Raw genomic sequence first — 12,651 nt, forward strand, 5'->3', positions numbered from 1 at the left:
CCAGCCCGGCTCATTGCATCTCGGTGACCTTGATGGCGGTGGGTCCGAGAATGACCACGAACAGCACAGGCAGGAAAAACAGGATCATCGGCACCGTGAGCTTCGGCGGCAGCGCGGCCGCCTTCTTCTCGGCCTCGTTCATGCGCATGTCGCGATTTTCCTGCGCCATGACGCGCAGGGAATGGCCGAGCGGAGTGCCGTATCGTTCCGCCTGTTGCAGCGCCAGACACACCGACTTGACGCCCTCGAGCCCGGTGCGCCGTGCCAGGTTCTCATAGGCGACCTTGCGATCCTGCAGGTAGGACAGCTCGGCCGTGGTCAGGGTGAACTCCTCCGACAGCGCGATCGACTGGCCCACGATTTCGGTCGCAACTTTCCGGAATGCCATCTCGACCGACATGCCCGATTCGATGCAGATCAGGAGCAAATCGAGCGCGTCGGGAAACGCACGCTTGATCGAGAGCTGGCGCTTGGAGATCGCATTCCTGAGGAACAGCATCGGCGCCTGGAGGCCGAGATAGGCGGCGCCGATACAGATGCCGATTTTGATCGGCATCGCCTGTTGCATGTTTCCGATCACGAACACGTAGAGGGCCGAGCCGATCAAGAACACGATCGGGGCGACCATGCGGGCAAACAGGAAGGTGATGTAGGGCGCCTGGCCGCGGTAACCCGCCATGATGAGCTTGTCCCGCGCAGCCTCCTGCGCGAGCCACTTGGTCAGGTTGAAGTCCTCGACCACCTTGGAGACGAGTTGCTTCGGCGTCTGGCGCAGTGAAACCTTCTCGCTCTTGTTGAGACGCTCACGCTCGCGCTGCCGGATGCGTTCACGCTCGCTCGCCACCGCCTTCATGCGCTTGGAGAGGCCCTCGCCGGCGAACAACGGCATCACCAGCGTATAGACGGTGGCGCTCGCGGCGATCGCCGCGAGCAGCATGGTCATGAAACGGACGTCGTGCAGTTTCGAGACGAGGAATTCGACCATGCGACACCGTCAGAAATCGAAGTTGATCATCTTCTTCATCACCAGGATGCCGATCGACATCCAGACGACGCAGCCGACCAGCATCAGCTGGCCGGTGGGATGAGTCCAAAGCACCGAGATGTATTGCGGCGTCGTGAGATAGACCAGGAACATCACGATCGGCGGCAGCGAGCCGATGATGCCGGCCGAGGCCTTGGCTTCCATCGACATCGCCTGGATCTTTTCCTTCATCTTCTTGCGGTCGCGCAGCACCTTGGAGAGGTTACCGAGCGCTTCGGAGAGGTTGCCGCCCGATTTCTGCTGAATCGACACCACGATCCCGAAGAAATTGGCTTCCGGCAGTGGCATGCGCTCGTAAAGCCGCGCGCAGGCCTCGCCCAGCGGCATGCCGATCGCCTGCGTCTCGATGATGGCCAGAAACTCGCTGCGCAGCGGCTCGGGCGAATCGGCGGCTACGACCTTGATCGATTCGAACAAGGGCAGGCCTGCCTTGATGCCGCGGACGATCACGTCGACCGCGTCGGGCAGTGCAGCCAGGAACTTGGTTTCGCGACGCTTCTTGAGGAAGCCGAGTGCCCAGCGCGGCAGGCCGAAGCCGCCGGCAAAGGCAAGACCGGCGGCGCCGATCAGGCCCCCGCCCGCGAACATAGCGGCCGCGAAAAAAACGCCGGCCACCACGGCGGACACGGTCCAGAACTTCTGCGGCGTCCAGTCGAGCCCGGCCTGCGACAGGCGGACGCTGAGCGGAGCGCTCTTCTCCTGGGCGCGCCGCGCCTCGAGGTCCTTCAGCGTGGACTCGACCTGCTCGCGGCGAGAGCGCTGGGTTTTCTCGGCCTGCCGGGCCGTGGGCGCTTCGGCGCGCGCGACCGAGGCACGGCGGCTTTCCGCCTTTCGCTCCCCAGACAGCACCGGATAGAGGAATACCCAGGCGATGCCACCAACTGCTGCGGTGGCGAGGAAGGCGAGGGCGAGGACCTGCATGTTCATGGCGCTGCCAATCTGCTCACGTCTTCGGCGCGACTTCCGCCGCGTCGAGCGCCGCGGCGAGGCGCTTCTCCTCGCCGTAATAACGGGCGCGTTCCCAGAACTTCGGACGGCCGATGCCGGTTGAGCGGTGCCGGCCGATGATCTTGCCGTTGGCGTCCTCGCCGACCATGTCGTAGAGGAAGATGTCCTGGGTGATGATGGTGTCGCCTTCCATGCCCATCACCTCGGTGATGTGGGTGATGCGGCGGGAGCCGTCGCGCAGGCGCGCGGCCTGGATGATGACGTCGATCGAGGCGCAGATCATCTCGCGAATTGTTCGCGACGGAAGGGAAAAGCCGCCCATCGTGATCATGGATTCGCAGCGCGACAGCGCCTCGCGCGGGTTGTTGGCGTGCAGCGTGCCCATCGAGCCGTCATGGCCGGTGTTCATGGCCTGCAGCAGGTCGAAGGCTTCGGGTCCGCGGACCTCTCCGACGATGATGCGTTCGGGACGCATACGCAGGCAGTTGCGCACCAATTCGCGCATCGTGACCTGGCCCTCGCCCTCGATGTTGGGCGGACGGGTTTCCAGCCGCACCACGTGAGGCTGCTGCAGCTGGAGCTCGGCGGCGTCCTCGCAAGTGATGACGCGCTCGTCGTGCTCGATGTAGTTGGTGAGGCAGTTGAGCAGGGTCGTCTTGCCCGAGCCGGTACCGCCGGAAATCAGCACGTTGCAGCGGACGCGGCCGATGATCTGAAGGATCTCGGCGCCTTCCGGCGTGATCGCGCCGAACTTGACAAGCTGATCCAGCGTCAGCTTGTCTTTCTTGAATTTGCGGATGGTGAGCGCGGGGCCGTCGATCGACAGCGGCGGCACGATGGCGTTGACACGGGAGCCGTCGGCGAGGCGCGCGTCGCAGATCGGCGAGGATTCGTCGACGCGCCGGCCGACCTGGCTGACGATGCGCTGGCAGATGTTGAGAAGCTGCTGGTTGTCGCGGAAGCGGATGCCGGTACGCTGGATCTTGCCGCCGACCTCGATGTAGACGGTGTTGGCGCCATTGACCATGATGTCGGCGATGTCGTCGCGCGACAATAGCGGCTCGAGCGGGCCGTAACCGAGGACGTCGTTGCAGATGTCGTCGAGCAGCTCCTCCTGCTCGGCGATCGACATCACGATGTTCTTGATCGCGATGATCTCGTTGACGATGTCGCGGATTTCCTCGCGCGCGGACTCCGAATCGAGCTTGGCGAGCTGGGCGAGGTCGATGGCCTCGATCAGCGCGCCGAAGATGGTCGCCTTGACCTCGTAATAATTGTCCGAACGCCGGCTCTCCATGGCCGGAGGCGGCGGAGCCTTGGCGGGCGCAAGCGGCGGCGAGGCCACGGCCGGCGGAGGCGGAGCGCGCGAAACCGTCGGCGCCTGAGCCGGGGCAGGCTCGAGCGACACGGCGCCGGGCTTGGGTGCCCGAAGGTCGGTGTCTGTTCCGCTACGCTTACCGAACACTTAACAACTCCATGCGGCGGCTTATCTTCCCCGCAACTTCTCAATCAGAGGTGAAAGCAGGGACGACTTTTGCTTCTTGGTCTCGCTGCGGCCGGTCAGGCGCTGGGCGATCTGCAGGAACATCTCGATCGACTTGTGGTTGGCGGAGATCTCCGCGATCATCTGGCCGTTGTTGGCCGCCGAGCCGAAGATCTGCGGTTCGAACGGGATCGAGACGACCGGCTGGCTCTCGATTGCCTTGGCGAACTCCGCGGCGGCGATCTCGGGCCGTTTCGGCACGCCGACCTGGTTCAGGCAGTAGAGCGGCGGCCGGTCATTGGGGCGGGCGGCCTTCAATAGATCGAACAGGTTCTTGGTATTGCGCAGATTGGCGAGGTCCGGGGCGGCCACGATCAGGATGTCGTCCGCCCCGATCAAGGCGCGCTTGGTCCAGCCCGACCATTGATGCGGAACGTCGAGCACGATGCAGGGCATGGTGGAGCGCAGCGTGTCGAATACGGCATCGAAAGCGTCAGTGCCGAAATCATAGACCCGGTCGAGCGTCGCAGGCGCCGCCAGCAGGCTGAGATGGTCGGTGCATTTCGACAGCAGGCGGTCGATGAACGCGGTGTCAACGCGGTCAGGCGAGAACACGGCGTCGGCGATACCCTGCGGCGGATCCTGGTTGTAGTCGAGCCCGGCCGTGCCGAAGGCGAGGTCGAGATCGGCGACGACGGCGTCCATCGCGAGGTCTCGCGCGATCGCCCACGCGACGTTGTGCGAGATGGTCGAAGCCCCGACGCCACCCTTGGCTCCGACCACGGCGATGATGCGGCCGACTGCCTTGGCTTCGGGGGCCGAGAACAGGTTGCAGATCGAGCGTACGACGTCGATCGCGCCGACCGGCGCGAGCACGTAATCGCTGACGCCGCGGCGCACCAGCTCGCGATAGAGCGTGACGTCGTTGATGCGGCCGATCACCACCACGCGGGTGCCGGCATCGCAGACGGTGGCAAGCTGGTCGAGTCCGCCCAGCAGGTCGTTGCGACCGTCGCTCTCGAGCACGATCACGTTCGGCGTGGGAGCCGAGCGGTAGGCTTCGATCGCGGCCGCCATGCCGCCCATCTGGATCTTCAGATGAGCCTTGCCGAGACGGCGATCCTCGCCGGCCGACTGCACCGCGGCGGCCGTCTCCACGGTTTCGCAGAAGGCCTGAACCGAGACGCGCGGCGCGGGCGCAATATGCTCCTCGACCGGCGGAGGAGCTGCTGCCGGCTGCTCTTCGTGTGTCTGGCGCGCGTAACTGATCATTTGCCGGTGTCGCTGAGTTTGGCCCTGTCGGCCTCGGGATAGGTGGTCGCCGTCGTCGTTCCCTTGCGATACTTCTCGAACCCGGTGATGCGCCGCGGCGTGTATGACGGAGTTTCGGGCCGCGGCTGCTCAAGATCCGACGGATTGTCGACCATGGCCGCGAGGTTGCGCTGATAAGCGCAGCCGTAATTGTAATAGTCCTTGTTCTCGAACCAGCGCTTGTTCTTCATCGAGGGTCCGATGTCTTCCGGCCACAGGCCGCAGGGACCGGCGACTGCGGCAATCCTGGAATAGGTGAGCCGGATCGGGGGGAGGAAGCGCTTGTCTTGCGGCTGGTAGGGGTGAAGGCTGACGCCGCGCGGCGGAACGCCTGCCGCCGCCAGCATCGCCTGGATCTCACGCATCGTATCGGCGACCGGGCGAGCATTGGGCGTATTGGAAGGCACGTCGATGCGAATCGCGCCGGTGCCTTCTTGCAACCACGCCGATGCCACGCCCATCACGTCAGCGCGTTGGGCCGCGGTTAATCCGCCGCGGGCATGACCCACGAAGACGACGATCGAGCGATTCTGCTCCTCGACCGCGATCGGATGGCGCTGCTTGTAGTCGTCGGGAATGGACGCCGTGAGGACTTCGTCGTGCTGGCAGCCCCCGACCGCGAGCGCGAGGCCGATGAGCGCGCCACCGAGGCTGATGGCGCGCTTGCGAAGCTGGGGTGGTCTCGTGATCATCGTGAAATCCCCGTTCCGCCTCAGTCGGTAATGAAGCCGTAGGTGCCGCGGTAGTTCTTGGCCGGTTCGGTCCGGCCCGGCACGCCGTAGATCCGGTTGATATTGCCGATCAGCTGCGCCTGCGGATCCGCAGGCGGGGCGAAGCCGTCATCCGGCCGCGACAGGTCCTTCGGCGCCACCGCGCGGACCACATAGGGCGTCACGATCACGACCAACTCGGTTGCATTGTTGACGAAGTCGCGGCTGCGGAACAGCGTGCCGAGGATCGGGAGCTGCATCAGCCCCGGCATTCCGTTGACAGCTTGCTTGGTCTGCTGCTGGATCAGGCCGGCCATCGCCATCGCGCCGCCGGACGGAATTTCCAGCGAAGTCTCTGCGCGGCGTGTCTTGATTGAGGGTACCGTCAGCGAGTTGACCGTGTTCGAGGTCACCGCCTGCGACAGCGTGATCGCATTCTCATTGGACAGTTCGGAGACCTCGGTCATCACCCGCAAGCTGATCTTGCCTTCGCTCAGGACCACAGGCGTAAAGTTGAGTGAGATGCCGAACTTCTTGAAGCTGATCTGAGTGGTACAGACGCGCGTGACGGGATCGCACGAATAACCTGCAGGCACCGGAAATTCGCCGCCGGCGAGGAAGGTGGCGGACTCTCCGGAGATCGCGGTCAGGTTCGGCTCGGCAAGCGTCCTGATCACGCCCGCGCTCTCCATCGCACGCAGGGTCGCCTGCACCGAAGGCGCCGCGCCGAAACTCGCAGTGAGATTGTTGCCATCCACCAGATTACGGCCGAGGGCCGTGAACGGGTTGGAGTTGCTGAAGCTCACCACCGATGTGCCGTAGTTGAGGTTGGCGGTGAGGTCGATACCGAGCTGCTTGACGATCGTACGCGCGACTTCGGCAACGGTCACCTTGAGCATGACTTGGTCGCGGCCGCGGACCACGATCGAGTTCACCACCTTGTCGACGCCGCCGGCCAGGCGCGCAGCGAGCTCGTTGGCCTGCTGCGCCTCCATAGGGTTGGCGGCCGTGCCGGACAGGACGATACCGTCGCCCAGGCCGTCGATCTGGATGTCTGAGTTGGGCAGAACCTGCTTCAGTGCGGCCCGCACGCCGTTGAGGTCGCGCTTCACCGCGATGTCGTAGGCCGCAATCTGCTGCCCGGCGGAATCGAAGAACACGATATTGGTCTGGCCGACCGCGGCGCCGATGATATAGGCGCGCTGTGCGGAGCGGACCACCGCATTGGCGATCTTGGGATCGGCGACCAGCACGTCCTTGATGTCGCGCGGCAGGTCGATCACGACCGACTTGCCGATGCCGAGCGAGAGGAAACGCGCGTTGATCTGGCCGTCCGCCGCGGCCTGCGGCACGGGGCGGTAATCGGCGGCGACCGCCGGGGCGATCGCCGGGTTGAGCGCCAGCGCGAGGGCGGCCGAAAACGACAGGGCGCGGACCAGTGAGGTCCGCATCGTCGCCGAATCTGCCCTGTATTTGATGTCGACTGTCTTCATCGTGCCTTAGCCGTCTGACTTGGAATGCCGTAGCGAATGATCGAGACACCGTCGCGCTTCTGCGCGGAGTCATCGAGCGTGATCTCGCTCATCTTGACGTCGACGATGCTGCGCAGCGCCAGCGACAGCGTGCCGCTCTGACGAGCCGCGGAGAGCGTTGCGGTCTGCGCGGGATTGAGCTCGAGGGTGACGGTCTTGCCAATCACCGCGTTCTGCCCGTCCTTCTCCTTGGGTGCCTGGTCGATGGCCAGGACCCGGATATTGGCCAGGATGATCTCGGAGGTGACGATGTCGGGAGCGCCGCTGCTCTGATCCGGGTTCTTGAGCCGGCGGGTGAGCAGGACGTCGACGCGGTCGTTGGGCAGGATGAAGCCGCCCGCGCCGGTCTCCGGCGAGATCTCGGTCGAGATCGCCCGCATGCCGGTGGGCAGGATTGCCGCCATGAAGCCGGAACCTTCGGCCTTGACCAGCTTCTGGTCGCGGATCGGCTCACCCTGGATGAAAGGCGCGCGCGCGATCGAGCCGGTCACCTGGGTCGCACCGTCGGGGCGCTCGTTGCGTCGGATGAAGGTGGCGCTGGCGGTCGCGGTCGGCCAGGTCTGCCATTGCACGTCTTCGGGCTTCACGGTCTGGCCGAGGCCGATATCGTTCTTGGCCACAAGGACGTCGACGGTCGGCAGCTGCGCGACCGGAACCGGAGGCGGCGCAGAATTGTCGGAGCCGCTCGCCAGGTACGCGGCGACGCCGCCGGCGCAGATGGCGACCGTCAGGACGACAATGCGTGCCCTATTCATACGCTTCAACTTTCCAACAATACGCCGCGACGCTGCCGCCGCCGTGATCGGCAGTTGACCAGCTATTCGTCAAAGCATGGTTAATGAGGCGTATCTAAATCGCCTTAACGCCGGGTTTACCCGGAGCGTTCAGCGCAGCGCGAGGCGAGCGAGGTCGATCGCCTTCACCCATTCGGTCTCCGGGTAGACCATCAGCGCGCTCAGCGCGAGCGCGATGCCGTAGGGAATGCCGCTCTCCTTGGCGTGCAGCCGTGCGAGCCAGGCCTGTCCTGCCAGCCCGTAAGGCAGCGGCCACTGCCGGAACTGCAGCAGGAGCAGCGTCAGCGCGCCGCCGAACAGCGAGGCGTAGAGCAGGAAGTTCATCAGATGTGGGAAGCCGAACCAGAGCGCGACGGAGGCCGCGACCTTGGCGTCGCCGCCGCCCACCCAGCCCATGGCGAAGCAGGTGAAGGCCACGACCAGAACGAGCGCACCGGCGCCGACATGACTCAGCATCTCGTAAGGTGCCATGCCCCCGGCGAGGGCGAGCGCGCAGAAGCCCGCCACCAGCGCCAGCGATACGCGGTTCGAGATCGTCATCGTGAAGAGATCGCTCGCGGCGGCGAACGCCATCAGGGCCGGGAAGAGCAGAAGGCGCGCAAGGTCGAGAATCATGGGCTGCGTCTTGAGGCCTGGGTTTGTCGCGGGAGCTGCTTCGGGCGATGCTAGCGCGCGATGCTAAACAAACCGACAACGGAGGCACGGGCGCGCCGGGGCCTCGGCCGACGAACGCGCTTTCACCAGAAGCTGGCAATACGTGCGGCGAGCGCGACCGTCGCAACCAGCAGCGCAAGGCAGATCCAATAGACCGACGAGCCGGCCTGCGCCGCTTCCGCCTCGTGGGCCGCGACCGCGGCATCGGTTCTGAACTCGTGCAACGCCACTGGAACTCGCCGTCTTCAGAAAAACAAACGCCCCGGAGGTCCGGGGCTTTTGCCGTCGTTCGTGGACCCGCTTACTTCAGCGAGGTGCTGATCGAGCTGAACTTGGCGTTCAGCGTGGTGCCGAGATTGTTGACGACGGTGATGATGGCCAGCGCGATGCCGGCGGCGATCAGGCCGTATTCGATGGCGGTGGCGCCGGATTCATCCTTCGCGAAACGCGCAATCAAGTTCTTCATGAACAAAACTCCGTCTGGGTGGGACCGCCTCGTTCGGCGCTGTCGTTGACGCGACGACCATGAGAGCCGAGCTCTTTCGGGAGAGTTAATTCGACCGGGTAATCCCACGTCCGGCACGATGCTTTTGCCCAGAGTGAATTTCGCCTTAAGACGGCACCTGCAAATTCGTTGCGGTTCCGGATGCGCCGCCAACGCGGCGCGTGCTTCACCCTCCCTTAAATTTCGCGGAGTAGGCCTTGAGCTACAGCGGAATTCGCGGAGAGAGGCGACGATGTCGAGCCTGCCCATGCAAGTCGCCTTGATGTTCGGCGAGACCATCGTCAAGGTGATCCCGGTCACCTTCGTGCTCGCGGCGGTGTTCACCGTGCTGGAGCATTTCTGGGCTTGCAATCCCGGTGCGCCGTGGTGGCGCAAGCGGGAGATCGTCACCGACATCTGCTACTGGTTCTTCGTCCCGGTGTTCGCCCGCACCATGCGGATCGGGCTGCTGGTCGTCGGCGCCAGCGTCGTCTTCAACATCCACGACGCCGACGAGCTCATCGCCTTTTACGACAATGGCCACGGTCCGCTGGCGCAGCTGCCGCTGTGGCTGCAGGCCGTGCTGTTCCTGGTGCTGTCCGATTTCATGCTGTACTGGCTGCATCGGCTTTTCCACGACGGCGGCTTCTGGAAATATCACGCCATCCATCATTCGTCGGAGGAGATCGGCTGGATCTCCGCGGCGCGCTTCCATCCGGTCAATCTCTTGCTCGGGACGATCATCGTCGACGTCGTGCTGCTGATGGCAGGCATCTCCCCGAACGTCATGGTCTGGGTCGGCCCGTTCACCACCTTCCACTCGGCCTTTGTGCACGCCAACCTGAACTGGACTTTCGGACCGTTCAAATACGTGCTGGCGACTCCGGTCTTCCATCGCTGGCACCACACCTCCCTCGAAGAGGGCGGCGACACCAATTTTGCCGGAACGTTCCCGATCTGGGACGTGCTGTTCGGCACCTTCCGCATGCCGGAGGGCAGGCTGCCGCAGGACTACGGCAAGGACGAAGCGGCCATGCCCAAGGAGATCGGCGGGCAGCTCGCCTTTCCGTTCCGGCATTAGGGGGCGGGCCCCGCAAATGTCCGTCCGTTCAAACAATACTCGGCGAGTTTGCGGAACGTTCACGAATTAAAGGCAGGTTAGCCGGGTCGGGCACCGGCTCCGCTGTATTCGGTCGCTTCTGCCGGTCTGTGACGTCCCGGGGGTAAGAGTATGCGTAAAGAAATGCTGCGCCGTCATGTGCGCGTCTGTGTTCTGGTTGCCGCTGCGGTGCTGGCCTCGCCGGCCGCCAGCCTTGCCGAGCCCGTCGCCGATACCATCGCCGTCAATGTCGACCAGGCCAAGCTGGTGCGGCTGCCCGGCAAGGTGGCGACCATCGTGGTCGGCAATCCCCTGATCGCCGACGTCACGCTCCAGCCCGGCGGCATGATCGTCGTGACCGGAAAGGGCTACGGAGCCACCAACTTCATCGCGCTCGACCGCGGCGGCGAGATTCTGGTGGACCGCCAGATCCAGGTCGAAGGTCCGAGCGACCGGCTCGTCACCGTCTATCGCGGGGTCGAGCGGGAGTCCTACAGTTGCGTGCCGCTTTGCCAGCGCCGCGTGACGCTCGGCGACAGCGACACCTATTTCAACAACGCGATGAGCCAGGCCGGTACGCTGAGCAGCAGCGCCAGCGGAGGTGCGGGTGCCGGCGCGGCTGCCAAGCCAAACTAGCCCACGGGCGGGCCTCGATCCCGCCAAGCCGCTCGATTCGAGGGCGGCACCTCGTTGCATGCCGTGCTTCCTCCCGCTTGCGGGCGCTGGTTAACGCGGTGTTAACGGCGCGGTCCGCCGGAAGCGGATCGTCTGAAACACTTAGACAATCAGTTTCCGCTATTGAACGGGCAGATGATCGCCGGCCGCTGGGGAATTTGACGAGATGCCATCGCCTGCACCTACGAGGTTCACGCTCCGGAAAGCGCTGCTCCGGTTTCGCGGCAACCGCCGCGGCTCCGCAGCCGTCGAATTTGCGCTGGTCGCACCGATGTTCTTCGCGCTGCTGTTCGCGATCCTCGAGACGGCGCTCATGTTCTTCTCCAGCCAGGTGCTCGAGACCATCGCGCAGGACTCCGCGCGCGCGATTCTAACCGGCCAGGCTCAGGCGCAGGGCGGCTCGGTGGCGGCCTGCCAGTCCGCGCCCAACACAGTCGCTGCATGCGATCAGACGACGTTCAAGACCTTCGTCTGCAGCAAGATTCCGGCGCTGTTCGATTGCAGCAAGCTGTACGTCGACGTCGTCAGCACCAGCTCGTTCGGGACGCTCAGCCTCACCAATTTCGGCAATTCCTGCACCTTCAATCCCTCCGGGATGCAGTACAGTGCCGGAAGCTCCGGTCAGGTCGTCGTGGTGCGCCTGTTCTATCAATGGCCGCTCATCGTCACCGGCCTCGGCTACAACGCGGGATGCAGCAACAAGCGGCTGATGGTGGCGACGGTGGCGTTCAAGAACGAACCCTTCTGAGGCAGATGGATCTGGGCGGACCGATGCGGGCGATTGCGAACATCTGGAGGAATGCACGCGGCTCCGTGCGCGGCTTCGTCGCCGACAAGCGCGCGCTGGCGGCGACCGAATTCGCGATCATCGTACCGCTGATGCTGGTGATGTTCTTCGGCACTGTCGAATTTTCGTCCGCCGTGGCGATCGACCGCAAAATCACGTTGATCGCGCGGACATTGTCCGATTTGACCTCGCAGTCGACCACGCTCAACGATGCCAGCATGAAGGATACGTTCACGGCAAGCATCTCCGTCGTCATGCCTTACGACGCTGCGCTCGTGAAGGGCACGATCTCCCAGATCTACATCGACGCCAACAGCATCGCCAAGGTCCAGTGGAGCAGGGCCGGCACGATTGCGAGCGGCGCGACGCAAGCCACGCTTGCGACCTCGGCTCGGAACGCCGGCGACACGGTCACCACGATGATTCCCCCGGCACTCTTGATTCCGTCGAGCTATCTCATCCTGAGCGAAGCCAACTACACTTACACGCCGACCATCGGCTACGTGTTGAAGTCGAGCGTAACCCTGAGCGATCTCTCCTACACGCGGCCGCGTCAGGTCACCTGCGTGCCCTACAACAACGTGCCGTTGACGTGTTGAGATCTGTCAGCCGCCCGTGACATGAAAAAGGCCGTGCGTTGCGCACGGCCTTTTTGCTTTGGCTCGCTGATCGGGCCGGCGCCCGGCGGGCTCAGCCCGCAGCGCGCAGGTTGTCCGCCGCAGACTTGCCGGAACGGCGGTCGGCCACGATCTCGTAGGAGATCTTCTGGCCCTCGCGGAGCGAGCCGAGGCCGGCGCGCTCCACGGCGCTGATGTGAACGAACACGTCCTGGCCGCCATCGTCGGGCTGAATGAAGCCATAGCCCTTGGTTGCGTTAAACCACTTCACGGTTCCCATGCTCACGGGGGTAGTCCCTCTCAGATAACACTATGTCGGAGCCCGCTCGCGCGGGCAGGGTTAGATCGAATTTCTGGAAGGGTCGTCAGCGTGTCTGAACCGGCTGTACCGGTGGATGCCAATGTCGTCCGGCCGAAAATCGATTAATTCATTTTATCGGAAGCAACGGTTCGAAACAATCCGGACGCGCACGATTTTTTGATCCGCCGTGATGTCAACGCCGGATCACCTG

15 protein-coding genes are annotated in these 12,651 nt (G+C 64.2%); 4 read left to right on the forward strand and 11 right to left on the reverse strand.

All coding sequences use genetic code 11. The annotated features are described in order from the left end of the window. Positions 1-10: 10 nt before the first annotated feature. The 10 genes from I6F33_RS03165 to I6F33_RS03210 all read right to left on the reverse strand — a co-directional run bounded on the left by I6F33_RS03165 (position 11) and on the right by I6F33_RS03210 (position 8,943). Positions 11-985 carry a type II secretion system F family protein gene (locus I6F33_RS03165; RefSeq protein ID WP_036021591.1) on the reverse strand — a complete coding sequence of 325 codons (975 nt, stop codon included), beginning with the start codon at positions 983-985 and terminating at the stop codon, positions 11-13. 9 nt (positions 986-994) lie between these two features. Further along, positions 995-1,972 carry a type II secretion system F family protein gene (locus tag I6F33_RS03170; protein WP_057028159.1) on the reverse strand — a complete coding sequence of 326 codons (978 nt, stop codon included), beginning with the start codon at positions 1,970-1,972 and terminating at the stop codon, positions 995-997. Between the two features lie 16 nt (positions 1,973-1,988). Then, the gene (locus tag I6F33_RS03175) at positions 1,989-3,458 is read right to left on the reverse strand and encodes a CpaF family protein (protein ID WP_035998067.1); all 1,470 of its coding nucleotides are present in this window, start codon (positions 3,456-3,458) and stop codon (positions 1,989-1,991) included. Positions 3,459-3,479: 21 nt separating this feature from the next. Continuing rightward, a complete protein-coding gene (locus I6F33_RS03180) occupies positions 3,480-4,748 on the reverse strand; it encodes an AAA family ATPase (RefSeq protein ID WP_035998070.1) in 1,269 nt (422 codons plus the stop codon). Next, positions 4,745-5,479, reverse strand: coding sequence for a CpaD family pilus assembly protein (locus tag I6F33_RS03185; RefSeq protein WP_035998073.1), 735 nt, complete (start codon positions 5,477-5,479; stop codon positions 4,745-4,747). The genes I6F33_RS03180 and I6F33_RS03185 overlap by 4 nt, the downstream gene beginning before the upstream one ends. A gap of 20 nt (positions 5,480-5,499) precedes the next feature. Then, entirely contained in the window at positions 5,500-6,990 is a 1,491-nt protein-coding gene (locus I6F33_RS03190; protein WP_225141065.1) for a type II and III secretion system protein family protein, read from the reverse strand. Further along, on the reverse strand, positions 6,987-7,784 hold the full coding sequence (gene cpaB / locus I6F33_RS03195) for a Flp pilus assembly protein CpaB (protein ID WP_036021604.1): 798 nt from the start codon (positions 7,782-7,784) through the stop codon (positions 6,987-6,989). Before cpaB ends, I6F33_RS03190 begins: the two co-directional genes overlap by 4 nt. A gap of 129 nt (positions 7,785-7,913) precedes the next feature. After that, a complete protein-coding gene (locus tag I6F33_RS03200; protein WP_225141067.1) occupies positions 7,914-8,438 on the reverse strand; it encodes a prepilin peptidase in 525 nt (174 codons plus the stop codon). Positions 8,439-8,560: 122 nt separating this feature from the next. Next, the gene (locus tag I6F33_RS03205) at positions 8,561-8,701 is read right to left on the reverse strand and encodes a hypothetical protein (RefSeq protein ID WP_162130831.1); all 141 of its coding nucleotides are present in this window, start codon (positions 8,699-8,701) and stop codon (positions 8,561-8,563) included. A 77-nt stretch (positions 8,702-8,778) separates the two neighbouring features. Further along, complete coding sequence (locus I6F33_RS03210) at positions 8,779-8,943, reverse strand: Flp family type IVb pilin (RefSeq protein ID WP_025033956.1); 165 nt, start codon at positions 8,941-8,943, stop codon at positions 8,779-8,781. Between the two features lie 271 nt (positions 8,944-9,214). On the opposite strand from I6F33_RS03210, the gene I6F33_RS03215 reads away from it, so the two are divergent. From I6F33_RS03215 to I6F33_RS03230, 4 genes are all read left to right on the forward strand, one after another. After that, on the forward strand, positions 9,215-10,042 hold the full coding sequence (locus tag I6F33_RS03215; protein ID WP_225126420.1) for a sterol desaturase family protein: 828 nt from the start codon (positions 9,215-9,217) through the stop codon (positions 10,040-10,042). A gap of 150 nt (positions 10,043-10,192) precedes the next feature. Further along, on the forward strand, positions 10,193-10,696 hold the full coding sequence (locus I6F33_RS03220; RefSeq protein WP_035998084.1) for a pilus assembly protein N-terminal domain-containing protein: 504 nt from the start codon (positions 10,193-10,195) through the stop codon (positions 10,694-10,696). Positions 10,697-10,901: 205 nt separating this feature from the next. Beyond that, positions 10,902-11,483, forward strand: coding sequence for a TadE/TadG family type IV pilus assembly protein (locus tag I6F33_RS03225; RefSeq protein ID WP_036021610.1), 582 nt, complete (start codon positions 10,902-10,904; stop codon positions 11,481-11,483). A gap of 23 nt (positions 11,484-11,506) precedes the next feature. Beyond that, complete coding sequence (locus I6F33_RS03230) at positions 11,507-12,121, forward strand: TadE/TadG family type IV pilus assembly protein (RefSeq protein ID WP_225141069.1); 615 nt, start codon at positions 11,507-11,509, stop codon at positions 12,119-12,121. A gap of 91 nt (positions 12,122-12,212) precedes the next feature. Here the strand turns inward: I6F33_RS03230 and I6F33_RS03235 are convergent, their stop codons facing one another. Beyond that, positions 12,213-12,425 (reverse strand): cold-shock protein, encoded by a 213-nt coding sequence (locus I6F33_RS03235; protein WP_035998097.1) that lies wholly within the window; start codon positions 12,423-12,425, stop codon positions 12,213-12,215. Positions 12,426-12,651: the final 226 nt, after the last annotated feature.

This window comes from Bradyrhizobium sp. BRP20 (genome assembly GCF_020194215.1).
Classification (GTDB): Bacteria; Pseudomonadota; Alphaproteobacteria; order Rhizobiales; family Xanthobacteraceae; genus Bradyrhizobium; species Bradyrhizobium yuanmingense.

Coding starts and splice junctions, on each gene's coding strand:
- I6F33_RS03165 (WP_036021591.1), bottom strand. CDS start 985: ATGGTCGAATTCCTCGTCTCGAAACTGCACGACGTCCGTTTCATGACC.
- I6F33_RS03170 (WP_057028159.1), bottom strand. CDS start 1,972: ATGAACATGCAGGTCCTCGCCCTCGCCTTCCTCGCCACCGCAGCAGTT.
- I6F33_RS03180 (WP_035998070.1), bottom strand. CDS start 4,748: ATGATCAGTTACGCGCGCCAGACACACGAAGAGCAGCCGGCAGCAGCT.
- I6F33_RS03185 (WP_035998073.1), bottom strand. CDS start 5,479: ATGATCACGAGACCACCCCAGCTTCGCAAGCGCGCCATCAGCCTCGGT.
- I6F33_RS03190 (WP_225141065.1), bottom strand. CDS start 6,990: ATGAAGACAGTCGACATCAAATACAGGGCAGATTCGGCGACGATGCGG.
- cpaB (WP_036021604.1), bottom strand. CDS start 7,784: ATGAATAGGGCACGCATTGTCGTCCTGACGGTCGCCATCTGCGCCGGC.
- I6F33_RS03200 (WP_225141067.1), bottom strand. CDS start 8,438: ATGATTCTCGACCTTGCGCGCCTTCTGCTCTTCCCGGCCCTGATGGCG.
- I6F33_RS03210 (WP_025033956.1), bottom strand. CDS start 8,943: ATGAAGAACTTGATTGCGCGTTTCGCGAAGGATGAATCCGGCGCCACC.
- I6F33_RS03215 (WP_225126420.1), top strand. CDS start 9,215: ATGTCGAGCCTGCCCATGCAAGTCGCCTTGATGTTCGGCGAGACCATC.
- I6F33_RS03220 (WP_035998084.1), top strand. CDS start 10,193: ATGCGTAAAGAAATGCTGCGCCGTCATGTGCGCGTCTGTGTTCTGGTT.
- I6F33_RS03225 (WP_036021610.1), top strand. CDS start 10,902: ATGCCATCGCCTGCACCTACGAGGTTCACGCTCCGGAAAGCGCTGCTC.
- I6F33_RS03230 (WP_225141069.1), top strand. CDS start 11,507: ATGCGGGCGATTGCGAACATCTGGAGGAATGCACGCGGCTCCGTGCGC.